This is a genomic window from Pseudomonas sp. S3E12, from assembly GCF_001702295.1.
Taxonomy (GTDB): Bacteria; Pseudomonadota; Gammaproteobacteria; order Pseudomonadales; family Pseudomonadaceae; genus Aquipseudomonas; species Aquipseudomonas marginalis.
Genome location: NZ_MBDT01000002.1, coordinates 92,023 through 114,569, shown reverse-complemented (window position 1 = coordinate 114,569; position 22,547 = coordinate 92,023). Strand labels below are relative to the sequence as shown.

General features: G+C 61.5%; 22 protein-coding genes and 1 pseudogene. 10 read left to right on the top strand and 13 right to left on the bottom strand.

Features of this window, described 5'->3' with window-relative positions:
* Positions 1-39 precede the first annotated feature (39 nt).
* The 4 genes from BB029_RS00615 to glyQ all read right to left on the bottom strand — a co-directional run bounded on the left by BB029_RS00615 (position 40) and on the right by glyQ (position 4,436).
* Positions 40-810: a 1-acyl-sn-glycerol-3-phosphate acyltransferase gene (locus BB029_RS00615; RefSeq protein WP_065926814.1), complete on the bottom strand. Its 771-nt coding sequence runs from the start codon at positions 808-810 to the stop codon at positions 40-42.
* Between the two features lie 82 nt (positions 811-892).
* A complete protein-coding gene (gene gmhB / locus BB029_RS00610) occupies positions 893-1,429 on the bottom strand; it encodes a D-glycero-beta-D-manno-heptose 1,7-bisphosphate 7-phosphatase (protein ID WP_168166790.1) in 537 nt (178 codons plus the stop codon).
* A gap of 2 nt (positions 1,430-1,431) precedes the next feature.
* Positions 1,432-3,486 carry a glycine--tRNA ligase subunit beta gene (gene glyS, locus BB029_RS00605; protein ID WP_065937904.1) on the bottom strand — a complete coding sequence of 685 codons (2,055 nt, stop codon included), beginning with the start codon at positions 3,484-3,486 and terminating at the stop codon, positions 1,432-1,434.
* Positions 3,483-4,436: a glycine--tRNA ligase subunit alpha gene (gene glyQ / locus BB029_RS00600; protein WP_003187265.1), complete on the bottom strand. Its 954-nt coding sequence runs from the start codon at positions 4,434-4,436 to the stop codon at positions 3,483-3,485. The genes glyS and glyQ overlap by 4 nt, the downstream gene beginning before the upstream one ends.
* Positions 4,437-4,517: 81 nt before the next feature.
* On the opposite strand from glyQ, the gene BB029_RS00595 reads away from it, so the two are divergent.
* On the top strand, positions 4,518-5,075 hold the full coding sequence (locus tag BB029_RS00595; RefSeq protein ID WP_065937903.1) for a DNA-3-methyladenine glycosylase I: 558 nt from the start codon (positions 4,518-4,520) through the stop codon (positions 5,073-5,075).
* Positions 5,076-5,115: 40 nt separating this feature from the next.
* Positions 5,116-6,003, top strand: a complete 888-nt coding sequence (locus BB029_RS00590; RefSeq protein WP_065937902.1) for a lysophospholipid acyltransferase — start codon at positions 5,116-5,118, stop codon at positions 6,001-6,003.
* A 124-nt stretch (positions 6,004-6,127) separates the two neighbouring features.
* Here the strand turns inward: BB029_RS00590 and BB029_RS00585 are convergent, their stop codons facing one another.
* The 5 genes from BB029_RS00585 to def form a co-directional block, all read right to left on the bottom strand.
* Positions 6,128-6,439 (bottom strand): M48 family metallopeptidase, encoded by a 312-nt coding sequence (locus BB029_RS00585; protein ID WP_027608154.1) that lies wholly within the window; start codon positions 6,437-6,439, stop codon positions 6,128-6,130.
* An 18-nt stretch (positions 6,440-6,457) separates the two neighbouring features.
* Complete coding sequence (gene trkA, locus BB029_RS00580; protein ID WP_065937901.1) at positions 6,458-7,831, bottom strand: Trk system potassium transporter TrkA; 1,374 nt, start codon at positions 7,829-7,831, stop codon at positions 6,458-6,460.
* Between the two features lie 22 nt (positions 7,832-7,853).
* On the bottom strand, positions 7,854-9,164 hold the full coding sequence (gene rsmB, locus BB029_RS00575) for a 16S rRNA (cytosine(967)-C(5))-methyltransferase RsmB (protein WP_065937900.1): 1,311 nt from the start codon (positions 9,162-9,164) through the stop codon (positions 7,854-7,856).
* The gene (gene fmt / locus BB029_RS00570; RefSeq protein ID WP_065937899.1) at positions 9,161-10,114 is read right to left on the bottom strand and encodes a methionyl-tRNA formyltransferase; all 954 of its coding nucleotides are present in this window, start codon (positions 10,112-10,114) and stop codon (positions 9,161-9,163) included. Before fmt ends, rsmB begins: the two co-directional genes overlap by 4 nt.
* Before the next feature lie 69 nt (positions 10,115-10,183).
* Positions 10,184-10,690, bottom strand: a complete 507-nt coding sequence (gene def, locus BB029_RS00565) for a peptide deformylase (protein ID WP_005783383.1) — start codon at positions 10,688-10,690, stop codon at positions 10,184-10,186.
* Between the two features lie 135 nt (positions 10,691-10,825).
* Here def and BB029_RS33600 point away from each other — a divergent pair.
* From BB029_RS33600 to BB029_RS00555, 3 genes and pseudogenes are all read left to right on the top strand, one after another.
* Positions 10,826-10,981, top strand: a pseudogene (locus BB029_RS33600) (peptidoglycan-binding protein); the annotation flags it as partial.
* 100 nt (positions 10,982-11,081) lie between these two features.
* On the top strand, positions 11,082-12,185 hold the full coding sequence (gene dprA, locus BB029_RS00560) for a DNA-processing protein DprA (RefSeq protein WP_065937898.1): 1,104 nt from the start codon (positions 11,082-11,084) through the stop codon (positions 12,183-12,185).
* A gap of 75 nt (positions 12,186-12,260) precedes the next feature.
* A complete protein-coding gene (locus tag BB029_RS00555) occupies positions 12,261-12,818 on the top strand; it encodes an L-threonylcarbamoyladenylate synthase (protein ID WP_027608149.1) in 558 nt (185 codons plus the stop codon).
* A 92-nt stretch (positions 12,819-12,910) separates the two neighbouring features.
* Here BB029_RS00555 and BB029_RS00550 read toward each other — a convergent pair whose 3' ends face one another.
* Positions 12,911-13,888 (bottom strand): quinone oxidoreductase, encoded by a 978-nt coding sequence (locus BB029_RS00550; RefSeq protein ID WP_065937897.1) that lies wholly within the window; start codon positions 13,886-13,888, stop codon positions 12,911-12,913.
* A gap of 176 nt (positions 13,889-14,064) precedes the next feature.
* Here BB029_RS00550 and hemF point away from each other — a divergent pair, with 176 nt between their 5' ends.
* Together hemF and aroE are read left to right on the top strand one after the other, a co-directional pair.
* Positions 14,065-14,997, top strand: coding sequence for an oxygen-dependent coproporphyrinogen oxidase (gene hemF / locus BB029_RS00545; RefSeq protein WP_065937896.1), 933 nt, complete (start codon positions 14,065-14,067; stop codon positions 14,995-14,997).
* Entirely contained in the window at positions 14,997-15,818 is an 822-nt protein-coding gene (aroE, locus tag BB029_RS00540; RefSeq protein WP_065937895.1) for a shikimate dehydrogenase, read from the top strand. Before hemF ends, aroE begins: the two co-directional genes overlap by 1 nt.
* Here aroE and BB029_RS00535 read toward each other — a convergent pair whose 3' ends face one another.
* From BB029_RS00535 to betC, 3 genes are all read right to left on the bottom strand, one after another.
* Entirely contained in the window at positions 15,819-17,387 is a 1,569-nt protein-coding gene (locus tag BB029_RS00535) for a SulP family inorganic anion transporter (protein ID WP_065937894.1), read from the bottom strand.
* 159 nt (positions 17,388-17,546) lie between these two features.
* The gene (choX, locus tag BB029_RS00530) at positions 17,547-18,461 is read right to left on the bottom strand and encodes a choline ABC transporter substrate-binding protein (RefSeq protein WP_065937893.1); all 915 of its coding nucleotides are present in this window, start codon (positions 18,459-18,461) and stop codon (positions 17,547-17,549) included.
* Between the two features lie 16 nt (positions 18,462-18,477).
* Positions 18,478-19,992, bottom strand: coding sequence for a choline-sulfatase (gene betC, locus BB029_RS00525; RefSeq protein ID WP_065937892.1), 1,515 nt, complete (start codon positions 19,990-19,992; stop codon positions 18,478-18,480).
* Positions 19,993-20,095: 103 nt separating this feature from the next.
* Here betC and BB029_RS00520 point away from each other — a divergent pair, with 103 nt between their 5' ends.
* The 3 genes from BB029_RS00520 to BB029_RS00510 all read left to right on the top strand — a co-directional run bounded on the left by BB029_RS00520 (position 20,096) and on the right by BB029_RS00510 (position 22,547).
* Complete coding sequence (locus BB029_RS00520; RefSeq protein WP_065937891.1) at positions 20,096-21,046, top strand: LysR family transcriptional regulator; 951 nt, start codon at positions 20,096-20,098, stop codon at positions 21,044-21,046.
* A gap of 31 nt (positions 21,047-21,077) precedes the next feature.
* A complete protein-coding gene (locus BB029_RS00515) occupies positions 21,078-21,404 on the top strand; it encodes a DOPA 4,5-dioxygenase family protein (protein ID WP_027608141.1) in 327 nt (108 codons plus the stop codon).
* Positions 21,405-21,581: 177 nt separating this feature from the next.
* Positions 21,582-22,547 (top strand): 2-dehydro-3-deoxygalactonokinase, encoded by a 966-nt coding sequence (locus tag BB029_RS00510; protein ID WP_065937890.1) that lies wholly within the window; start codon positions 21,582-21,584, stop codon positions 22,545-22,547.

Below are 22,547 nucleotides of genomic sequence, written 5' to 3'. Positions count from 1 at the left end.
AATTCGCCAACAAAGCGTACACAGGTTATCCACAGATGCTCATACCACCGGCGTCTCCACCACAATCGGCTCCGGCGGCAGGGAACCCATGGCCCGCTGCTGCGCTTCATTCCATGCCTGGGCACGGTCATTCAGCGCGGCAATGGCGCGTGGGCCTTCCCCTTCTGCGTACATTGGCTCGCCTATCACCACAGTGATGGTGCCCGCGCGTTTTGCCCAACCCGCCTTCGGCCAGAACTTGCCGGCGTTATGCGCAATCGGCAGCACCGGCAGGTTGGCGTTGACTGCCAATGCGGTACCGCCGCGAGAGAACTTGCCGACTGTCCCAAAGGGTACCCGCGTACCTTCCGGGAAGATCAGCACCCACACGCCATCCTTGAGCAGTTCATCGCCCTTCTTGGCGACATGCTTGAGCGCCGCCTTGGGGTTGTCACGGTCGATGGCGATCGGGCGCAACATGGCCATGGCCCAGCCGAAGAACGGCACGTACAGCAACTCGCGCTTGAGCACCTGGCTCAACGGCGAGAAGTAAGCCGAGAGGAAGAAGGTCTCCCAGGTGCTCTGGTGGTTCGACAGAATCACGCACGGCTGGTCCGGTACGTTTTCAGCGCCCTTGATCTCGAAGCGAATGTTCAGGAACACCTTGGTCAGCCACAACGCGCAGCGGCACCAATAGACGTTGATAAAGCGATAGCGCGCCTTGAACGGCAGGAACGGCGCAATAAAAAAGCTCAGGGTGCACCAGAGAAACGAACTGGTGCCCAGCAGCAGGTAAAAGAAAAAGGTTCTGATGGCCTGCAAAATCGACATGGCGGCATTTACCGTTGCGGGACATGGCCCGCCTGTTAAAAGCGCACTCCCGAACAGTCCTTGGCCAGGAAGTCGAGGGCGGCTAGTTGTTGATAAGTTCTGCGGCAACCGCCGCCAGATCGTCAAAAATCAAGGTGCCTACCGGCAGGTTTTTCACCTGGGTCTTTTCGCCTTTCCCGGTCTTTACCAAAACTGGCTGAGAGTCGACGGCTTTGGCCGCCTCCAGGTCACCGAGGCTGTCCCCGACGAACCATATCCCAGCCAAGGGCACCTTGTAATGTTCTGCAATGATTTTCAACATGCCAGGCTTGGGTTTGCGGCAATCGCAGCCCTCATCCGGCCCGTGAGGGCAATACACCACCAGCCCCACCTCACCGCCCTGCTCCGCCACCAGCGTGCGCAAGCGCGCGTGCATGGCGTCCAGGGTGGCGATGTCGTAATAGCCGCGGGCGATGCCGGACTGGTTGGTAGCGATGGCCACCGTCCAGCCGGCTTTGCTCAACTGCGCGATGGCCTCGATCGAACCGGGCAGTGGAATCCATTCCGCCACCGACTTGATGTAAGCGTCGGAGTCGTAGTTGATCACCCCGTCCCGATCGAGAATCAGCAGTTTCAACATGGTCAGCTCAGCGTCGAAATGTCAGCGATGTTGACGAACAGGCCACGCAGACGCGCCAGCATGGCATAGCGGTTTTTCCGCACGCCGGCATCTTCGGCATTGATCATCACCGCTTCGAAGAACGCATCCACCGGCTCACGCAAGGTCGCCAGGCGTGCCAGGGCTTCGGCGTAATTGCGTTCGGCGATCAGCGGCTTCACCGCGTTCTCTGCCTTGGCAATGGCAGAATTCAGCGAGAACTCCTTAGCGTCGGCGAACAGGCCTGGGTCGACATCGGCGTTGCCCAGGCCTTCGGCCTTGCTCAGCAGGTTCGACACTCGCTTGTTCACAGCGGCCAGGGCGTCGGCTTCGGGCAGCTTACGGAACGCCTGTACGGCTTGTACGCGCTGATCGAAGTCCAGTGCCGAACCCGGTTGCAGGGCACGTACCGACAGGTAGACGGAAACGTCCACGCCTTCGTCTTCATAACGCGCACGCAGGCGGTCGAATACGAACTCCAGCACTTGCTCGGCCAGGCCGGCTTGCTTGACCTTGCCACCGAACTGGCCGACCGCGAACACCACGGCCTGGGTCAGGTCGAGGTCGAGCTTCTTGTCGATCAGGATACGCAGCACGCCAAGGGCTGCACGACGCAGGGCATACGGGTCTTTGCTACCGGTAGGCAGCATGCCGATACCGAAGATACCGACGAGGGTATCCAGCTTGTCGGCGATGGCCACGGCCGCACCGGTCAGGGTGGTCGGCAGCTCGGCGCCGGCGCCACGCGGCATGTACTGCTCGTTCAGCGCCAGCGCGACATCGTCCGCCTCGCCATCGTTGAGGGCGTAGTAGTAACCGGCAACGCCCTGCATCTCCGGGAACTCGCCGACCATCTCGGTGGCCAGGTCGCACTTGGACAGCAAGCCTGCGCGCGCAGCCCAGGCGGCATCACCGCCGATGCGTGGGGCAATGTAGGCCGCCAGCTTGGAAACGCGCACGGCCTTGTCGTAGACGCTGCCGAGTTTTTCCTGGAACACCACGTTCTGCAGGCGCAGGTTGAAGTCTTCGAGTTTCTGCTTCTTGTCTTGCTTGAAGAAGAACTCGGCGTCAGTCAGGCGTGGGCGAACGACTTTCTCGTTACCGGCGATGATCTGCTGCGGGTCCTTGCTTTCGATGTTGGCCACGGTGATAAAGCGCGGCAGCAACTTGCCCTCCACGTCCAGCAGGCAGAAATACTTCTGGTTGTCCTGCATGGTAGTGATCAGCGCTTCCTGCGGCACATCGAGGAAACGTTCTTCGAACGAGCACACCAGCGGCACCGGCCATTCAACCAGCGCGGTCACTTCGTCGAGCAGGCTTGGCGGCACGATGGCGGTGCCTTCCTGCAGGCGGGCGAGTTCTTCGGTGCGCTTGCTGATCAGCTCGCGACGCTCGTCGGCATCGGCCAGCACGTAGGCAGCACGCAGATCGGCGGCATAGTTAGCCGGCGAAGTGATTCGCACCGCTTGTGGATGGTGGAAGCGATGGCCACGGGAATCACGGCCAGCTTTCTGGGCGAGGAGGGTGCAATCGATGACCTGGTCACCGAGCAGCATCACCAGCCACTGGGTCGGGCGCACGAACTCTTCCTTGCGCGCGCCCCAGCGCATGCGCTTGGGAATCGGCAGGTCGTTCAGGGAGTCTTCGACGATGGTCGGCAACAGGCTGGCGGTCGGCTTGCCTGTGATGACCTGGCTGAAACGCAGTTTCGGGCCGCTCTGGTCGATCTCGCTCAGCTCGACGCCACATTTCTTGGCGAAGCCCAGTGCGGCTTGGGTCGGGTTGCCTTCGGCGTCGAAAGCCGCCTGGCGTGGCGGGCCGTCGAGGTTGATGCTGCGGTCCGGCTGCTGGGTTTCCAGCGCGGTCAGCAACACGGCCAGGCGGCGCGGTGCGGCGTAGACTTTTTTCGCTTCAAACTTCAGGCCGGCGCTCTGCAGGCCTTTTTCGATACCGGCCAGGAACGCATCGGCCAGGGTATTGAGTGCCTTGGGTGGCAGCTCTTCGGTGCCCAGTTCAACCAGGAAATCTTGAGCACTCATTGTGCAGCCTCCAGCTTAGCCAACACTTCATCACGCAGGTCCGGGGTGGCCATCGGGAAGCCCAGCTTGGCGCGAGCCAGCAGGTAGGCTTGGGCGACGGAACGCGCCAGGGTGCGTACACGCAGGATGTATTGCTGGCGCGCGGTTACCGAGATGGCACGGCGGGCGTCCAGCAGGTTGAAGGTATGGGAGGCCTTCAACACCATTTCGTAGCTCGGCAACGGCAGCGGCTGGTCGAGTTCGATCAGGCGCTTGGCTTCGCTTTCATAGAAGTCGAACAGTTCGAACAGCTTGTCGACGTTGGCGTGTTCGAAGTTGTAGGTCGATTGCTCCACTTCGTTCTGGTGGAACACATCGCCATAGGTCACTTTGCCGAACGGGCCGTCAGCCCACACCAGGTCGTAGACCGAATCCACGCCCTGCAGGTACATGGCCAGGCGCTCGAGGCCGTAGGTGATCTCGCCGGTCACCGGGTAGCACTCGATGCCACCGGCCTGCTGGAAGTAGGTGAACTGGGTGACTTCCATGCCATTGAGCCAGACTTCCCAGCCCAGGCCCCAGGCGCCGAGGGTGGGCGACTCCCAGTTGTCTTCGACGAAACGGATGTCGTGCACCAGCGGGTCGAGGCCCACGTGCTTGAGCGAGCCCAGGTACAGTTCCTGGAAGTTATCCGGGTTCGGCTTCAGGACTACCTGGAACTGATAGTAGTGCTGCAGACGGTTCGGGTTTTCGCCGTAGCGGCCGTCAGTCGGGCGACGACTGGGCTGCACATAAGCGGCGTTCCAGGTTTCCGGGCCGATGGCCCGCAGGAATGTAGCGGTGTGGAAAGTGCCGGCGCCTACTTCCATATCGTAGGGCTGAAGTACCACACAACCTTGCTCGGCCCAGTATTGCTGGAGGGCGAGGATCAAGTCTTGGAAGGTACGCACGGCTGGCGTAGGCTGGCTCACGAAATTCACCTGTTACTTGGGCTGCGATTTAAAGAGCGGGAGTATACCCGATTCGGCCGCGCCACCATCCCCTGGAGCCTTATGCCACGCTGCTTTTGGTGTTCTGAAGATCCGCTGTACATGGCTTATCACGATCAGGAGTGGGGAACGCCGCTGCGCGATGCGCAGGGTTTGTTCGAGTTGCTTTTGCTCGAAGGGTTCCAGGCGGGCCTGTCCTGGATCACCGTTTTACGCAAACGCGAGCATTACCGAAAGGTCTTGTTTGGTTTTGATGCCCGGCGTCTGGCACAGCTGACCGATGCCGAGATCGAAGCGCTGATGCTTGACCCTGGCATTGTGCGTAACCGTCTCAAGCTCAACGCCACCCGGCGCAACGCCGCAGCCTGGCTGGCGCTTGAAGATCCGGTGGGGTGGCTCTGGTCGTTTGTCGGCGGCGCGCCCAAGGTCAACCATTTCAAGGACCGCAGCGAAGTGCCGGCGATTACGCCGGAGGCTGAGGCCATGAGCAAAGCACTCAAGAAAGCCGGCTTCACCTTTGTCGGCCCGACCATCTGTTACGCGTTCATGCAGGCCTCGGGCATGGTCATGGACCACACCCAGGACTGCGACCGTTACGCGGACTTGGCCAACGCCGGTTAGAATGGCGGCTTTGCGCACCACACACGATCAGGAGTGACCTGTGGAAAAGTTTAAAGGCGCCTTGCTGGTAGGCGCTCTTCGGTTGTTTGCCCTATTGCCCTGGCGCGCGGTTCAAGCGGTCGGCACGGCCATCGGCTGGATCATGTGGAAAACCCCCAACCGCTCCCGTGACACGGTGCGGATCAACCTCTCAAAATGCTTTCCGGACATGGACCCCGCCGCGCGCGAGCGCCTGGTTGGACAGAGCCTGAAGGACATCGGCAAGTCCCTGACCGAAAGCGCCTGCGCCTGGATCTGGCCGGCCCAGCGCTCCATCGACCTGGTGCGTGAAGTCGAAGGCCTGGAAGTGCTGCACGACGCCCTGGCCTCGGGCAAAGGTGTGGTCGGCATCACCAGCCACCTGGGTAATTGGGAGGTGTTGAACCACTTCTATTGCAGCCAGTGCAAACCGATCATTTTTTACCGTCCGCCCAAGCTCAAGGCGGTGGATGAATTGCTGCGCAAGCAGCGCGTACAACTGGGTAACCGCGTGGCGGCGTCCACCAAGGAAGGCATCCTCAGTGTGATCAAGGAAGTGCGCAAGGGCGGCCAGGTGGGTATTCCGGCCGACCCGGAGCCGGCCGAGTCCGCAGGGATCTTCGTGCCGTTCTTCGCCACCCAGGCGCTCACCAGCAAGTTCGTGCCGAACATGCTCGCCGGCCACAAGGCCGTGGGGGTGTTCCTGCATGCGCTGCGGCTGCCGGACGGTTCGGGCTACAAAGTGATCCTGGAAGCGGCGCCGGAAGACATGTACAGCACCGACACCGCCACGTCCTGCGCGGCGATGAGCAAAGTGGTGGAGCGTTATGTCGGCGCCTACCCGAGCCAGTACATGTGGAGCATGAAGCGCTTCAAGAAACGCCCGCCGGGTGAGGCGCGGTGGTACTGACCCAGAGCCAATCCAAAACCAAATGTGGGAGGGGGCTTGCTCCCGATAGCAGTGTGTCAGCCAACGCATGTTTGACTGAAACACCACTATCGGGAGCAAGCCCCCTCCCACATTTTCGATCTGCTTAGCTTTGGCGCTCGAGTTTCTTCAGGAACACCGTCATCTCTTTCTCGGCCTGCTTGTCGCCATGGGCCTGGGCCGCTTCGATGCCCTTCTCCCACGCCTGTCGCGCCGCGGCGTTATCACCCTGCCCCAGCTGCGCCTTGCCCAACAACTTCCACGCCGCCGAATACTTCGGATCGAACTCGACGCATTTGTGCAAATGCTCCGCCGCCTTGGCATTGTCCTTCAGGTCCAGATAACCCTTGCCCAGCCCAAAGCGCAGCAGGGAATTATCCACACCCTTGGCGAGCATTTTTTCCAGGGATTCGAGCATGTCGGTCACTCCGGTTGATCAGAAAAAGCTCAATCCCACGTGGAACAGCTTCTCCACATCGCGGATATGTTTTTTATCCACCAGGAACAGGATCACGTGGTCACCCGTGGCGATCACCGTGTCGTCGTGGGCGATGATCACTTCCTCATCACGAATGATTGCGCCAATGGTGGTGCCCGGCGGCAGGCCTATATCGCGGATGGCCTTGCCGATCACTTTGCTCGACTTCGAATCACCGTGGGCAATCGCCTCGATGGCCTCCGCCGCCCCCCGGCGCAGGGAGTGCACGCTGACGATATCGCCCCGGCGCACGTGGGCAAGCAAGGTGCCGATGGTGGCCAACTGTGGGCTGATGGCGATGTCGATATCGCCGCCCTGGATCAGGTCGACGTAGGCCGGGTTGTTGATGATGGTCATGACCTTCTTGGCCCCCAGCCGCTTGGCCAGCAAGGACGACATGATGTTGGCCTCGTCATCGTTGGTCAGGGCCAGGAAGATGTCGGCGTCGGCGATGTTTTCTTCCATCAGCAGATCGCGGTCCGAGGCACTGCCTTGCAGTACGACCGTGCTGTCCAGGGTGTCGGACAAATGCCGGCAGCGTGTCGGGCTCATCTCGATGATCTTCACCTGGTAGCGACTTTCGATCGCTTCGGCCAGGCGCTCGCCAATCTGCCCGCCGCCGGCGATGACGATGCGTTTGTAGCTCTCATCGAGCCGACGCATTTCACTCATGACGGCACGAATATTCGCTTTGGCAGCGATGAAGAATACTTCGTCATCGGCCTCGATCACCGTATCGCCCTGGGGCAGGATCGGCCGGTCACGTCGGAAAATCGCGGCTACGCGGGTTTCCACATTCGGCATGTGTTCACGCAGTTGACGCAACTGCTGACCCACCAGCGGCCCACCGTAGTAGGCCTTCACGGCCACCAATTGCGCCTTGCCGCCGGCGAAGTCGATCACCTGCAAGGCGCCGGGGATTTCGATCAGGCGCTTGATGTAGTGGGTGACTACCTGTTCCGGGCTGATCAGCACGTCCACGGGGATAGCGTCGTTATCAAACAGGCCGGCGCGGGTCAGGTAGGCGGCTTCACGCACCCGGGCGATCTTGGTCGGGGTGTGGAACAGGGTGTGGGCGACCTGGCAGGCGACCATATTGGTCTCGTCGCTGTTGGTGACCGCGACCAGCATGTCGGCATCGTCGGCACCCGCCTGACGCAGCACGGTAGGAAACGACGCCCGGCCTTGTACGGTGCGGATATCCAGGCGGTCGCCCAGGTTGCGCAGGCGCTCGGCATCGGTGTCGACCACGGTGATGTCATTGGCTTCACTGGCCAAATGTTCGGCCAGTGTGCCGCCAACCTGCCCTGCTCCAAGGATGATGATTTTCATCCGGTCACTCCCTTAAACCCGTTCAGCCGCGCGCGGCGGCGATCTTGATCAGTTTGGCGTAGTAGAAACCATCATGCCCGCCTTCCTGCGCGAGTAACTGGCGGCCATGGGGCTGCTTGATACCGGCGGCCGTGGCGAGGTCCAGTTCCCGCGCGCCGCTGGTGCGGGCGAGAAAGGCTTCGATCACCTCGGTGTTTTCGGTGGGCAAGGTGGAGCAGGTGGCGTAGAGCAGGATGCCGCCGACTTCGAGGGTCGGCCACAGTGCGTCGAGCAGTTCGCCTTGCAGCACCGCCAGGGCGGTGATGTCGTCGGGTTGGCGGGTGAGCTTGATGTCCGGGTGACGGCGGATCACACCGGTGGCGGAACACGGCGCGTCGAGCAGGATGCGCTGGAACGGTTTGCCGTCCCACCAGGTGGCGGTGTCGCGGCCGTCGGCAGCGATCAGCTCGGCGCTGAGGCCCAGGCGTACGAGGTTCTCCCGTACACGCACCAGACGCTTGGCTTCCAGATCGACCGCCACTACACCGGCCAGGTCTTTTTCGACTTCGAGGATGTGACAGGTCTTACCGCCGGGAGCACAGCAGGCGTCCAGTACACGCTGACCGGGAGCCAGGTCGAGCAGGTCGGCGGCCAGTTGCGCGGCCTCGTCCTGCACACTGATCCAGCCTTCGGCGAAGCCCGGCAGGCTGCGCACGTCGGTGGCCGCTTCCAGCACGATGCCGTCGCTGCTGTACACGCATGGCGTGGCGTTGATCCCTGCGTTCGTCAGCAAGTGCAGGTAAGCATCACGGCTGTGATGACGACGATTGACCCGCAGGATCATCGGCGGGTGCGCGTTGTTGGCCGCGCAAATGGCTTCCCATTGCTCTGGCCAGAAGGCCTTCAGGGATTTTTGCAGCCAGCGCGGGTGAGCGGTGCGCACCACCGGGTCATGTTCCAACTCGGCCAGCAGTCCTTCGCTTTCGCGCTGGGCGCGGCGCAGTACCGCGTTGAGCAGGGCCTTGGCCCAGGGCTTTTTCAGCTTGTCGGCGCAACCGACGGTTTCACCGATGGCGGCGTGGGCCGGCACGCGGGTGTAGAGCAACTGATAGAGACCGACCAGCAGCAGCGCCTCGACATCAGCATCGGCCGCCTTGAACGGCTTTTGCAGCAGCTTGGCTGCCAGCGCCGATAACCGTGGTTGCCAGCGGGCGGTGCCGAAGGCCAGGTCCTGGGTGAAACCACGATCGCGGTCTTCAACCTTGTCCAACTGCGTGGGCAGCGAACTGTTCAGCGAAGCCTTGCCGTTGAGTACGGCGGCCAGGGCCTTGGCGGCGGCCAGACGCGGGTTCATTGGGCTGCCACCCCGAGGATCGTGCCCAGGGAAAATTTCTCACGGCGACTGTTGTACAAATCGCTGAAATTAAGCGCCTTGCCACCGGGCAATTGCAGACGGGTCAGGCACAGCGCCTGTTCGCCGCAAGCGACCAGCAGCCCCTCCTTGCTGGCGTCGATGATTTCACCGGGTGTGCCTTTGCCGTCGGCCAAGGTCGCGGCCAACACTTTCAAGGCTTCGCCATTGAGGGTGCTGTGGCAGATCGGCCACGGGTTGAAGGCACGCACCAGGCGTTCCAGCTCCACAGCCGGGCGGCTCCAGTCGATGCGGGCTTCGTCCTTGTTCAGCTTGTGGGCGTAGGTGGCCAGGCTGTCGTCCTGCACCTCACCTTGCAGGGTTCCGGCAGCGAGACCGGCAATAGCCTGGATCACGGCGGGCGGACCCATCTCGGCGAGGCGATCGTGCAGGCTGCCACCGGTGTCTTGGGCCGTGATCGGAGTGGTGACCTTGAGCAGCATCGGGCCGGTGTCCAAACCCGCCTCCATGCGCATCACCGTCACGCCGCTTTCGCTGTCGCCTGCTTCCACGGCACGTTGGATCGGCGCCGCACCACGCCAGCGTGGCAGCAGTGAGGCGTGGCTGTTGATACAGCCCAGGCGTGGAATATCCAGCACGACCTGGGGCAGGATCAAACCGTAGGCCACCACCACCAGCAAGTCCGGTTGCAGCGCCGCCAGTTCAGCCTGGGCCTCGGCGTTGCGCAGGGTCGGCGGTTGCAGCACGGGGATGTTGTGCTCAAGCGCCAACTGCTTGACCGGGCTCGGCATCAGTTTTTGCCCGCGACCGGCCGGGCGATCCGGCTGGGTGTACACCGCGACGATGTCATAAGGGCTGGCAAGCAGGGCCTTGAGGTGTTCGGCGGCAAATTCAGGCGTGCCGGCAAAAACAATGCGCAATGGCTCGGTCATGGGAGGTCTCGGTTAAAAGCAGTCACAAAAGAAAAAGGCTTGCCGCAGCAAGCCTTTGGAAGGAGGGCATCAAGCTTGCTGGCGATGCTTTTTTTCCAGCTTCTTCTTGATCCGGTCGCGTTTGAGCGTGGACAGGTAATCGACAAACAGCTTGCCGTTGAGGTGGTCGCATTCGTGCTGGATGCACACGGCCAGCAGGCCTTCGGCAATCAGTTCGAACGGCTTGCCATCGCGGTCGAGGGCCTTGATCTTCACGCGCAGCGGGCGCTCGACGTTCTCGTAGAACTCCGGTACCGAGAGGCAGCCTTCCTGGTATTCGCCCATCTCGTCGGTCAGCGGTTCGAACTCGGGGTTGATGTACACCCGCGGTTCGCTGCGATCTTCCGACAGGTCCATGACCACGACGCGCAGATGCACGTTGACCTGGGTGGCGGCGAGGCCGATACCAGGCGCTTCATACATTGTTTCAAACATGTCATCGACCAGCTGACGAACCTTGTCGTCCACTACGGCCACCGGCTTGGCGATTGTGCGCAGGCGCGAGTCGGGGAATTCGAGGATGTTCAAAATAGCCATAAGCGTAATTGCTGCACATGTGAGGTAAAGGCAAATCGGCGGTGGGATGGACCCATACGGCCGGTGTGAAACGCCCGAAAGCCGCGAAGGCTGTGGCATTTCACGCGAACGCACATAATAAAGGAGATTCACCCCATGAGGAAATCGCTACTCGTCTTGCTGCTATGGGCCCCGTTCGCCATGGCCCTGCTTCCAGAGCCCGGCCCGCGGCTGGATCAAGCGACGCAACAGGCCATTCACTATTTCTTGTTACACAATCCCATTCTTAATACTACGACGCCCCAAGGGCTTTACCCCCCATTTCGAGACTGCCCCTCGACCGCAATAAATAGCCTGCTAAATAAGTTACCAACAGAGTTATCCACAGCTTGTTCCGGTCAAGGATGATCAGATGCTTTCGACAAACTGCAATGAAATTTCCCCTTCAGAACTGGAAGCCCGCCTACGCCTGCACAGGCTGCCGGAGGTAGGCCCGAAGCGTTTTCGGTTGTTGATCGAAGCGTTCGGCAGCGCTTCAAAGGCCATCGGTGCCCCGGCCAGCGCGTGGCGCTCCTTGGGGTTGTCACCCATCAGCGCCGATGCCCGCCGTAGCCATGAGATCCGCGACGGTGCCAGTGAGGCGTTGGCCTGGTTGGAACGTCCGGACCAGCATTTGCTGATGTGGGACCAACCTGAGTACCCGGCACTGCTCGCCCAGATAGATGACGCCCCACCGCTTTTATTCGTCGCCGGCGACCCCGGGATCCTGGAAAAACCGCAACTGGCGATGGTTGGCAGCCGCCGTGCGTCCCGCCCCGGCATGGACACGGCCGCTGCATTTTCCCGCAGCCTGGCGAGCGCCGGTTTTGTCATCACCAGTGGCCTTGCGCTGGGTATCGACGGTGCGGCCCATCAAGCCGCTTTGGATGTGGGGGGGCATACAATCGGCGTACTCGGCACGGGCCTGGAAAATCTTTATCCACAGCGCCATCGACGGCTTGCGGCGGCGATGATTGCCCAAGGCAGCGCCGTGGTTTCCGAGTTTCCGCTGGACGCCGCGCCCCAGGCCGGTAACTTTCCCCGGCGCAACCGCATCATCAGCGGCCTGTCCCTGGGCGTGCTGGTGGTGGAGGCCAGCATGGCCAGCGGCTCGCTGATCACTGCCAAGCTCGCGGCCGAGCAAGGGCGCGAGGTGTATGCAATCCCGGGCTCCATCCATCATCCCGGGGCCAAGGGGTGTCACCAGTTGATCCGTGATGGGGCGATGCTGGTGGAAACCATTGAACACATCCTCGAAGGCTTGCGTGGCTGGCAGGCATTGTCGCGCCCGGCGCCGATGCCTGTGATACATCCGTTGGTGGCGCTGTTGCACGCGGCGCCCCATACCAGCGAAGCCCTCGCGCTGGCCAGTGGGCGGCCGTTGGCCCAGGTGTTGGCGACCCTCACGGAGTTGGAACTTGAAGGCCTGGTGATCTGCGAAAGCGGGCGCTGGCTTGCGCGTGGGCAGCTTTTGTAGCGGCCAGTTTTTTGGAACTAGGTTTTGTAAAGAAGATCGGTAAACTGCCCAGAGCTTTAGTCCGGAGAGTAAACAATGGTCAACAGGTGGCGTGTGCTGGAAGCCGCACGAGAAATTCGCGCAGGCGCGGTGATTGCCTATCCAACCGAAGCGGTCTGGGGCTTGGGTTGCGATCCCTGGAACGAAGAAGCGGTGGATCGGCTGCTGGCGATCAAGAACCGTTCGGTGGACAAGGGCCTGATCCTGGTGGCAGACAATATTCGCCAGTTCGACTTTCTGTTCGAAGACTTCCCGGATACCTGGATCGAACGTATGGCCAGCACCTGGCCCGGACCGAATACGTGGTTGGTGCCGCATCAGGATTTGTTACCGGAATGGGTCACCGGTGTCCACGACACGGTGGCGCTGCGAGTGAGCGATCATCCGCTGGTACGGGACTTGTGCGCGCTGGTGGGGCCGTTGATCTCCACCTCAGCCAACCCCCAGGGCCGCCCGGCGGCGCGCACGCGGATTCGCGTGGAGCAGTACTTTCGCGGGCAGGTGGATCTGGTGCTGGGTGGTGCCCTGGGTGGGCGCAAGAACCCGAGCCTGATTCGCGATTTGGCAACGGGTGAGGTGGTGCGGCCTTCCTGAGACCGCGTCCCACCGCCCCTCCCACATTTGAACTGTGTCCGTCATGGCAACCCAGTCAAATGTGGGAGCAGCGGTTGCCCCCTAAGAAACCCTCAAGGCAACAGAATGGTCGAGCCAGTGGTACGTCGCCCCGACAACTCTGTCTGTGCCTTCGCCGCTTCCGCCAGCGAATACCGCTGGTTGATATCAATGCGCACCTTGCCGCTCTTGATCATCGAAAACAGATCATCCGCCATCACCTGCAGGTTCGCCGGATTGTTGGCGTAGGTCGCCAGGGTCGGCCGTGTCACGTACAGCGAGCCTTTGGCCGCGAGTATCCCCAGGTTCACCCCATCCACCGCGCCCGACGCATTGCCAAAGCTCACCACCAGGCCACGTGGCGCCACGCTGTCCAATGAGGTCAGCCAGGTGTCCTTGCCGACCCCGTCGTAGACCACGGGCACCTTTTTGCCGTCAGTCAACTCCAGCACGCGCTGTGCGACATTTTCCTTGCTGTAGTCGATGGTTTCCCATGCGCCGAGGGATTTGGCCAGGGCGGCTTTTTCTGGCGAGCTCACGGTACCGATCAGCTTCACGCCCAGTGCCTTGGCCCATTGGCAGGCCAGGGAGCCCACGCCACCGGCGGCGGCGTGGAACAGGATGGTCTCGCCACCTTTGAGCTCATAGGTCTGGCGCAGCAGGTATTGCACGGTCAGGCCCTTGAGCATGGCCCCGGCGGCTTGTTCGAAGCTGATGTCGTCCGGCAGGTGCACCAGGTTGGCGGCGGGCAGCACGTGCAATTCGCTGTAGGCCCCGAGTGGGCCGCTGCCGTAGGCCACGCGGTCGCCGACTTTAAATTGCGTGACTTCGCTGCCCACCGCATCAACCACACCGGCGCCTTCTGCGCCCAGCCCCGATGGCAGGGCCGGCGGCGCGTAAAGGCCACTGCGGAAATAGGTATCGATGAAATTCAGGCCAATCGCCTCGTTACGCACTCGAACCTGCTGCGGGCCGGGCTCTGCCGGTGTGTAGTCCACATATTCAAGTACGTCGGGGCCGCCATGGGCGCTGAACTGGATACGTTTGGCCATCTGCACTTCTCCTGAGGTCGAATTCGCGTAGCCCCCTATCGGACTCCTAAGCTTGATCTTCGTCAACTGCGGCGCTCCTAAGTGCAGTGCTATCCAAGTGCAGTGGTATCCTGTGCGCCCATTTGCCGCCGACGCCCCACGGCTTCGCGTAGCTTTGCCCGATTCAAGGTGATGTCATGACTACTCGCACCGAGGCTGTCAAAGCCTACCTGCTCGACCTGCAAGACCGCATTTGCAGCGCCCTGGAAACCTTCGAGACGGACACTCGCTTTATCGAAGATGCCTGGACCCGGCCTGCCGGCGGCGGCGGTCGCACCCGTGTGATCGAGAACGGCTCGGTCATCGAAAAGGGCGGCGTTAACTTTTCCCACGTGTTCGGCAGCGGCCTCCCACCGTCAGCCAGTGCGCATCGCCCCGAGCTGGCCGGTCGCGGCTTTGAAGCCCTGGGCGTGTCGCTGGTGATTCATCCGCACAACCCACACGTGCCGACGTCCCACGCCAACGTGCGTTTTTTCATCGCCGAAAAAGACGGCGAAGAGCCGGTGTGGTGGTTCGGTGGCGGCTTCGACCTCACGCCCTACTACGGCAACGAAGAAGACTGCATTCACTGGCACCGCGTGGCCGAGCAGGCCTGCGCGCCGTTTGGCCCGGACGTTTACTCGCGCTACAAGGCCTGGTGCGATACCTACTTCCACATCAAGCACCGCAACGAGCCCCGTGGTATTGGCGGCCTGTTTTTCGATGACTTGAACGAGTGGGACTTCGACACCTGCTTCGCGTTTATCCGCGCCATCGGCGATGCCTACATCGACGCCTACCTGCCGATTGTGCAGCGCCGCAAAGCCAGCGCTTATACCGAACAGCAACGCCAGTTCCAGGAGTTCCGTCGCGGTCGCTACGTTGAGTTCAACCTGGTGTATGACCGTGGCACCCTCTTCGGCCTGCAGTCGGGCGGGCGTACCGAGTCGATCCTGATGTCGCTGCCGCCCCAAGTGCGCTGGAGCTACGACTGGAAAGCCGAGGCCGGCAGCGAAGAAGCACGCCTCACCGACTACTTCCTGCAAGACCGCGATTGGCTGGGCGTCGCGGCGCCCAAGGCGGCTGTCTGATGGATCGTTATGTGGTGTTCGGCAACCCCATCGGCCACAGCAAATCGCCGCTGATTCACCGTATGTTCGCCGAGCAGACTGGCGAACAACTGGACTACAGCACCTTGCTCGCGCCCTTGGAGGATTTCATCGGCTGTGCCCGTGAGTTTTTCCAACAGGGCCGAGGTGCCAACGTCACCGTGCCGTTCAAGGAAGACGCCTACCGCCTGGCCAACAGCCTCACCGAGCGGGGCCAGCGCGCCGGGGCGGTGAACACCTTGAGCAAACTCGCTGACGGTACGTTGCTCGGCGACAATACCGACGGCGCCGGCCTGGTGCGCGACCTGACGGTAAATGCCGGCTTGAATCTGCAAGGCAGACGCATCCTGTTGCTGGGCGCGGGTGGCGCGGTAAGGGGTGCGTTGGAGCCGTTGCTGGCTGAACGGCCCGCTTCGTTGATCATCGCCAACCGCACCGTGGAAAAAGCCGAATTGCTCGCCGAGCTGTTCGACGACCTGGGCCCGGTGTCCGCCAGTGGTTTCGACTGGCTGCGTGAGCCGGTGGACGTGATCATCAATGCCACGTCCGCCAGCCTGTCAGGCGATGTACCGCCGATTGCCGGCAGCCTGATCGAACCGGGCAAGACATTTTGCTACGACATGATGTACGCCAAGGAACCCACCGCGTTCTGCCGTTGGGCCAGTGAGCAAGGCGCAGCCGTGGCGATGGATGGCCTGGGCATGCTGGTGGAGCAGGCGGCCGAAGCGTTCTTCCTGTGGCGCGGTGTGCGCCCGGATTCGGCGCCGGTGTTGGCTGAACTGCGCCGACAGTTGGCGCAGTAATCAATCTTCAAACTGGATGGGGCATTTATCGGCCCCCTCCAGTTTTTTCAACTCTTCCACTACCTGCGGCCTGGCGCGGCGCAATGTCAGGCTACGGCCCAGCCCGCTTAAACGACGCGCCTCCTGGTGCAGCATCTCCACCCCGGAATAGTCGATAAAGTTGATCTGCTGCGCCTCGATCACCACCCGCTCACCCTGCAAGCTTTGCAGGCGCACTTGCAGGTAATGGCTGGCGCCAAAGAAGATCGACCCTCCGACGCGCAACACATCCTCTCCCCCATCACGCCATTGTTGAACCCGTGGCTGCGACGTGCGCTTAAGGTAGAAAAACAACGAGGCCAACACCCCCGCATAAATCGCCGTTTGCAACTCCAGCAACAAGGTGGCGACACAGGTCAGGCTCATCACTACGAACTCTGCGCGGCTCACGCGGAACAACGCACGAATACCCCGACGATCCACCAGGCCCCAGGAAATCAGCAAGATGCTGGCGGCCATGCTCGGGATCGGAATATGTGCGATCAATGCGGCGCCAAACAGCGCAAACAAGGCCACCCATACTGCGGAAAACACCCCGGCCAACGGCGAACAGGCATCCGCCTCATAGCTGAGGCCGGAGCGGGTGAACGACCCTGCCGACAGATACCCGGAGAAAAATCCGCCAACGATATTGGATAAACCCTGGGCGCGAACTTCCTGGTTGGCATCGAGCAATTGTTGCGAACGGGCCGACAGCGAACGGGCAATCGACAGGCTGGTCACCAGCCCCAGCATGCCCACCGCAACGGCGCTGGGCAGCAGGCGCAGGATCATGTCCGGATCCAGCGGCAACGGGCTGAACGGTGGCAGCTTGCCGATAAACGAACTGACCAGCGCCACATGTCCGAACATCGTCGGCCATAGCCACGTTGCCAGGCTACCCAGGGTCAGTGCGATCAGTAGCGTTGGCCAGCGAGGCACAAGGTATTTGAGCAACGCGCCCAACAGCAAAGTACCGAGCCCAAGGGCAAGGGAGGCGTGGTCCCACTCGCCAGCGTGGTCGATCAGCGCCAGCAGGCTATTGATCGCTGTAGCCTGGCTCGGTAAATCCAGGCCCAGCAGATTGGGCAACTGCCCGAGGGCAATCACCACGGCGGCACCGAGGGTAAAACCCAGCACCACCGAATGCGAGACGAAGTTCACCAGCGCGCCAAAGCGCAGCATGCCCAGCAGCCACTGGAATACCCCGGCGAGGAATGTCAGCAACAGGATCAGGGTGATGTAGTCCTGAGACCCCGGCACGGCCAGCGGACTGACGCTGGCGTACAGCACGATGGAAATCGCTGCCGTGGGGCCACAGATCAGGTGCCAGGATGAACCCCACAGGCAGGCGATCAGCACCGGGATGATGGCGGCATACAGACCGTACTCCGGTGGGAGACCGGCGATCAGCGCGTAGGCAATCGACTGGGGCAGCGCGAGCACGGCGCCGCTGAGGCCGACCAGCGCGTCCCGGCCCACAGTGGCTCGGGTTTGACGCGGGAGCCAGCTGAGGAAGGGGAAGAGTGTATGGCGGTTGGGCCGGGGCATTTATAACTCGGCTGAAAAGGTTTGACTCAGGGTATCAGTACACACTGGTCCTTGTGGGAGGGGGCTTGCTCCCGATATAGGTGGACCCGTCTAAATCTCTCTGACTGGCACTCCGCTATCGGGAGCAAGCCCCCTCCCACATTGGAATAGCGCAAGGCCCTAGAGTTTGGCTTTTACTGCCGGCAACGCATCCTGGCCATCCACTGTTTTCACGCCGTCGAGCCATTTGTCCAATACAGCCGGGTTCGCCTTGATCCACGCCTTCGCCGCGTCGGCATTGCTGACCTTGTTGTTGGCCACCTCAGCCATGATGCTGTTCTCCATCTCCTGGGTGAAGCTCAGGTTGGTCAGCAGTTTGCCGACGTTAGGGCAGGCCTGCGCATACCCTTTGCGGGTCAAGGTATACACACTGCCGGTATCACCGAAGTATTTCTCGCCGCCTTTGAGATAGTGCATTTTCAGTTGCACGTTCATCGGGTGTGGCGTCCAGCCGAGGAAGGTGACGAAACGCTGTTTCTTCACCGCCCGTGAGACTTCGGCGAGCATCGCCTGTTCGCTGGACTCGATCAGCTTCCACTGGCCCAGGTCGAAGTCATTCTTCTTGATGATCTCCTGCAGCGAGATATTTGCCGGCGCGCCGGAACCGATGCCATAGATCTTCTTGTCGAACTTGTCGGCGAATTTGTTCAAGTCGGCAAAGTCATGCACCCCGGCATCCCACACATAATCCGGCACGGCGAGGGTGAACTCGGTGCCGTCGAGGTTCTTCGCCAACTGCACCACATCGCCGTTGGCCACGAATTTGTCGTAGAAGCCCTGCTGCGCCGGCATCCAGTTGCCCAGGAATACATCCACCTGGCCGTCCTTGAGCCCGCCGAAGGTGATCGGCACCGCCAGGGTGTCGACCTTGGCCTTGTAGCCCATGCCGTTCAGCAGGAAACCGGTAATGGCGTTGGTCGCGGCAATGTCGCTCCAGCCTGGATCGGCCATCTTCACGGTCTCACAGCGGGTGTCCGCATACGCATTGGCGCTACTTAGCACCAACATGCCCACTACTGCAGTTAACTTTTGCATGGCCTTCCCTCTGTACTTATTGGTTTTGGCAGGGTTGTGGATAACGTGCCTTGCGCTCCAGGTCGTCGAGGTCGATATGGTTGCGCATGTATTGCTGACTGGCGTCCACCAGTGGCTGGTGATCCCAGCTCTTCAGCTTGCCCTGGGTCAGCGCCTCGAACACCAGGCGACGACGGCGTTGGCTGGCGAGTACCTGCTGGTGGATCGCCGGGATGTCCCATTTGGCCCGCGCTTCATTCAAAAACGCCTCGAACAGTGGCCGGTGTTCCGGTGACTGGCTGAGGTCTTCCCGCTCGTGCGGGTCGTTGTGCACATCGAACAGTAGACAAGGGTCGTCTTCGCTGTAGATGAATTTGCAGGCACCACGGCGAATCATCATCAATGGGCTGATGGTGCCTTCGGCCATGTATTCGCCAAAGACTTCGTCATGCCCGCCCTGCCCCTGCAAGTGCGGGACCAGCGAGCGACCGTCCAGTGGCAGGCGCGGGTCCAGCTCGCCGCCGGCCAGCTCCACCAGGGTGGGCAGCAGGTCGGCGGTGGACACGGCCTGGGTCACCCGGCCCGGCGCAAATTGCCCCGGCGCACTGACCAGCAGCGGCACGCGGGCGGCCATTTCAAACCAGTGCATTTTGTACCAGAGGCCGCGCTCACCGAGCATGTCGCCGTGGTCGCCGGAGAAAACGATGATCGTGTCGTCGGCCAGGCCGGTGTCTTCCAGGGTCTGCAGCAGCTTGCCGACATTGCTGTCGATGTAGCTGCATGCGCCGAAGTAGGCGCGGCGAGCGTCGCGAATTTTATCCACAGGCAGCGGCTTGTCCCATAGGTCATAGACCTTGAGCAGACGCTGGGAATGCGGGTCGAGATCTTCCTGGTTCGGCGTTGCGGGCAAGGGGATGTCGTTGTCGTCGTACAGGTCCCAGAACGGCTTGGGAATGGTGTACGGGTCGTGGGGATGGGTCATCGACACGGTCAGGCAGAACGGCTGGTTACCGTCTTCGCGGATGTGGTCGAACAGGTACTGCTGGGCCTTGAACACCACCTCTTCGTCGAAGTCCAGTTGGTTGGTGCGCACGCACGGGCCGGCTTGCAGCACCGAGGACATGTTGTGGTACCAGGTGGGGCGTACGTCCGGCTCATCCCAGTTCACCGCCCAGCCATAGTCGGCGGGGTAGATGTCGCTGGTCAGGCGTTCTTCATAGCCGTGCAATTGGTCGGGGCCGCAGAAGTGCATCTTGCCCGACAGCGCGGTTCGATAACCCAGGCGCCGCAGGTAGTGGGCATAGGTCGGCACATCGGCGGGAAAATCCGCCGCGTTGTCGTAGGCGCCGATCTTGCTCGGCAATTGGCCGCTGACCAGGGTGAAGCGTGAGGGCGCGCACAGCGGGCTGTTGCAATAGGCCGCGTCGAACACCACGCCCTGTGCGGCGAGGCGGCTCAAATTCGGCAACTTGATCGGAGAAGGTCCGTAGAACGGAAGCAGCGGCGCGGCCATTTGATCGGCCATGATGAAAAGAATGTTCTTGCGCTTCATGGGTCTTCGGCATTCCATAGGCGGTGTTTATGCGAATGAGCATGCAGCCCATGAAAAATGGGGTAAAGCCCATGACGAGCAATGTCTAGGATAAGCACAGCTTATGTATGAAGCCCTTGGAGACCTGTCCCTCGACCTGCTACGCGCATTCGAGGCGGCCGCGCGCCATCGCAGCTTTACCGCCGCTGCGATGGAGCTGGGCACCACTCAGCCGGCGATCAGCCAGCAGATCAAGCGCCTTGAAGAACAACTGACGATCCGCCTGTTTGACCGCATCTATCGGGGCATCGAACTGACCGACGCCGGCGCCCTGCTGTTCGAGCATGTGCAAGGCGGTTTGCAGAGCATCAACCAGGGCCTCAGTGTGATCACCCAGCAGGACCAGCACGAAGTGCTGCAAGTGGCCACAGACTTCGCGTTCGCCGCCTACTGGCTGATGCCGCGCCTGCATCGCTTCCACGCCGCCAACCCCCAGGTGGACGTGAGCCTGGTAACCAGCGAGCGCAACCACGCGACACTGCGCAGCGACATCGACGTGGCGGTGCTGTTTGGCGATGGCCGTTTCAAGCAGGGCGACAGCCTGTGGTTGTTCAACGAGGAGGTATTCCCGGTGTGCAGCCCGCAATGGCTCAAGGAGCAGGCCAGGCCTTTGACTGTGCACACCTTGCCCGACTACCCGTTGCTGCACCTGCGCCAGGAAAACAACAGCCAGTGGTTCGACTGGAGTGGCGTATTCCGCGAGCTGGGCATCACCGCTACGCCCACGCCCGGCCAGCTGCGATTCGACAACTACACCTTATTGATCCAGGCAGCGATTGCCGGCCAAGGGGTGGCGATCGGCTGGCGCCATTTGGTGGATAACCTGCTGGAACAGAACTGGTTGTGCCGACCGATCAGCGACACGGTGATTTCGCGCTTTGGCTATTACGTGGTGCAGCCCCAGCGCAAGCGACGTGGGCAGTTGGTCGAACGTTTCGTCGACTGGTTGCAGGCAGAACAGGCCAGCAGCGCGCAGTCCCTGACCGGACTGGCCCTGCCGTCGATTGCGGTCTAGGATTTGCCGCACATTGGATCCGGAGTCCGTCATGCAACGTATCAAGGGTTACCACGCCCATATCTACTTTGACGCCAGCACCATCGACCAGGCGCGCACCCTATGTGAAGACGGCGCGAAATTGTTCCCGCTGCGCATGGGCCGTGTGCATGAACGGCCCGTAGGCCCGCACCCGGACTGGAGCTGCCAGCTGGCGTTCGATGCCGAATACATTGGCGTGGTGCTGCCGTGGCTGGCGCTGCATCGCAATGGGCTGGTGGTGTTCCTGCACCCTGAAACCGGCGATGAGCTGAAGGATCACACCGATCACGCGATCTGGATGGGTGCGATGCGCGAGCTGGATCTGTCGGTTTTTTAACCTCTCTTTATCAGATAAAACCTGCTTCTTCCCGCAGTAAAAGGCGAGGAAGTTGTAGGATTTATCTTGTTTCGTCTCACTATATGGGACTGTTATTTATATATTGAGATATTGCCGGCCATAGGTTTATATTCGCCCATCTGCTTTTTTCAGCACCCACTCATTTCAGGTGAAGCGATGCAGGCGCAATTGATCGCGCTCGATTGGGGGACCAGCTCCCTTCGTGCTTATAAACTCGGGCCCGCAGGCGTCGTGCTGGAACAGCGCTCGCTGGCGTCGGGCATCATGCATTTGCCCAGTGAGCCCCGGGACATCGGCGGTGTGCACTGCAGCGATGGCTTCGAGTTGGCGTTCGATGCGGCATGCGGCGACTGGCTCGACGCCCAACCCCATCTTCCGGTGATCGCCTGCGGCATGGTCGGCAGCGCCCAGGGCTGGAGCGAGGCGGCATATCGCAATACGCCGGTCGACGTCGCCAGCCTGGGCCAGGCGTTGCACACGGTGCGCAGCCTGCGCGGCGTCGATGTGCATATCGTGCCCGGCGTGATCGAGCAGGTCGGTTTGCCCAATGTGATGCGCGGTGAAGAAACCCAGGTGCTGGGTGTGCTGCAAAGCCTGTCGGCCAACGGTGAAATGTTGATCGGCCTACCCGGCAGCCATTCCAAATGGGTCGAGGTGGTGGAAGGTTGCATCACCCACTTCGACACTTTCATGACCGGTGAACTGTTCGCGGTGCTGAGCAAGCACAGCCTGCTGGGGCGTACGCAAAAGGTATCCGCGCAGTTCCAGGCCGAGGCTTTTGATCGCGGCGTTCAAGTGGCGCTGTCGAACGATGGCCAGCGCGGCGTGCTGTCGACCTTGTTCAGTGCGCGCACCCTTGGGCTGACTGCCGAACTTACCCCTGAGCAGCAGCCCGATTACCTGTCCGGCCTGCTGATCGGCCATGAACTGGCCGGTTTGCCAGCCAGTGCACGGCTCGTCCCCATCATCCTGGTGGGCGCCGGCCCGCTTTGCGTGCGCTACCAACGCGCCCTCGCCCTCTGCGGTTTCGCCCACGTCAGCCTGGCGCAGGAAGCGACCGAGCGCGGCCTGTGGCAACTGGCAGTGGCCGCCGGGCTCACTCAACCTGCAACGGAGGCCTGA

Excerpts from the sequence above, each read along its gene's own strand:
- BB029_RS00585 (WP_027608154.1), bottom strand. The coding sequence starts at position 6,439 with ATGCTCGAATCCCTGGAAAAAATGCTCGCCAAGGGTGTGGATAATTCC.
- fmt (WP_065937899.1), bottom strand. The coding sequence starts at position 10,114 with ATGACCGAGCCATTGCGCATTGTTTTTGCCGGCACGCCTGAATTTGCC.
- BB029_RS00535 (WP_065937894.1), bottom strand. The coding sequence starts at position 17,387 with ATGCCCCGGCCCAACCGCCATACACTCTTCCCCTTCCTCAGCTGGCTC.
- BB029_RS00550 (WP_065937897.1), bottom strand. The coding sequence starts at position 13,888 with ATGGCCAAACGTATCCAGTTCAGCGCCCATGGCGGCCCCGACGTACTT.
- betC (WP_065937892.1), bottom strand. The coding sequence starts at position 19,992 with ATGAAGCGCAAGAACATTCTTTTCATCATGGCCGATCAAATGGCCGCG.
- BB029_RS00520 (WP_065937891.1), top strand. The coding sequence starts at position 20,096 with ATGTATGAAGCCCTTGGAGACCTGTCCCTCGACCTGCTACGCGCATTC.
- BB029_RS00595 (WP_065937903.1), top strand. The coding sequence starts at position 4,518 with ATGCCACGCTGCTTTTGGTGTTCTGAAGATCCGCTGTACATGGCTTAT.
- BB029_RS00615 (WP_065926814.1), bottom strand. The coding sequence starts at position 810 with ATGTCGATTTTGCAGGCCATCAGAACCTTTTTCTTTTACCTGCTGCTG.
- gmhB (WP_168166790.1), bottom strand. The coding sequence starts at position 1,429 with ATGTTGAAACTGCTGATTCTCGATCGGGACGGGGTGATCAACTACGAC.
- trkA (WP_065937901.1), bottom strand. The coding sequence starts at position 7,831 with ATGAAAATCATCATCCTTGGAGCAGGGCAGGTTGGCGGCACACTGGCC.
- BB029_RS00555 (WP_027608149.1), top strand. The coding sequence starts at position 12,261 with ATGGTCAACAGGTGGCGTGTGCTGGAAGCCGCACGAGAAATTCGCGCA.
- def (WP_005783383.1), bottom strand. The coding sequence starts at position 10,690 with ATGGCTATTTTGAACATCCTCGAATTCCCCGACTCGCGCCTGCGCACA.
- dprA (WP_065937898.1), top strand. The coding sequence starts at position 11,082 with ATGCTTTCGACAAACTGCAATGAAATTTCCCCTTCAGAACTGGAAGCC.
- hemF (WP_065937896.1), top strand. The coding sequence starts at position 14,065 with ATGACTACTCGCACCGAGGCTGTCAAAGCCTACCTGCTCGACCTGCAA.
- rsmB (WP_065937900.1), bottom strand. The coding sequence starts at position 9,164 with ATGAACCCGCGTCTGGCCGCCGCCAAGGCCCTGGCCGCCGTACTCAAC.
- BB029_RS00510 (WP_065937890.1), top strand. The coding sequence starts at position 21,582 with ATGCAGGCGCAATTGATCGCGCTCGATTGGGGGACCAGCTCCCTTCGT.
- choX (WP_065937893.1), bottom strand. The coding sequence starts at position 18,461 with ATGCAAAAGTTAACTGCAGTAGTGGGCATGTTGGTGCTAAGTAGCGCC.
- aroE (WP_065937895.1), top strand. The coding sequence starts at position 14,997 with ATGGATCGTTATGTGGTGTTCGGCAACCCCATCGGCCACAGCAAATCG.
- BB029_RS00515 (WP_027608141.1), top strand. The coding sequence starts at position 21,078 with ATGCAACGTATCAAGGGTTACCACGCCCATATCTACTTTGACGCCAGC.
- glyS (WP_065937904.1), bottom strand. The coding sequence starts at position 3,486 with ATGAGTGCTCAAGATTTCCTGGTTGAACTGGGCACCGAAGAGCTGCCA.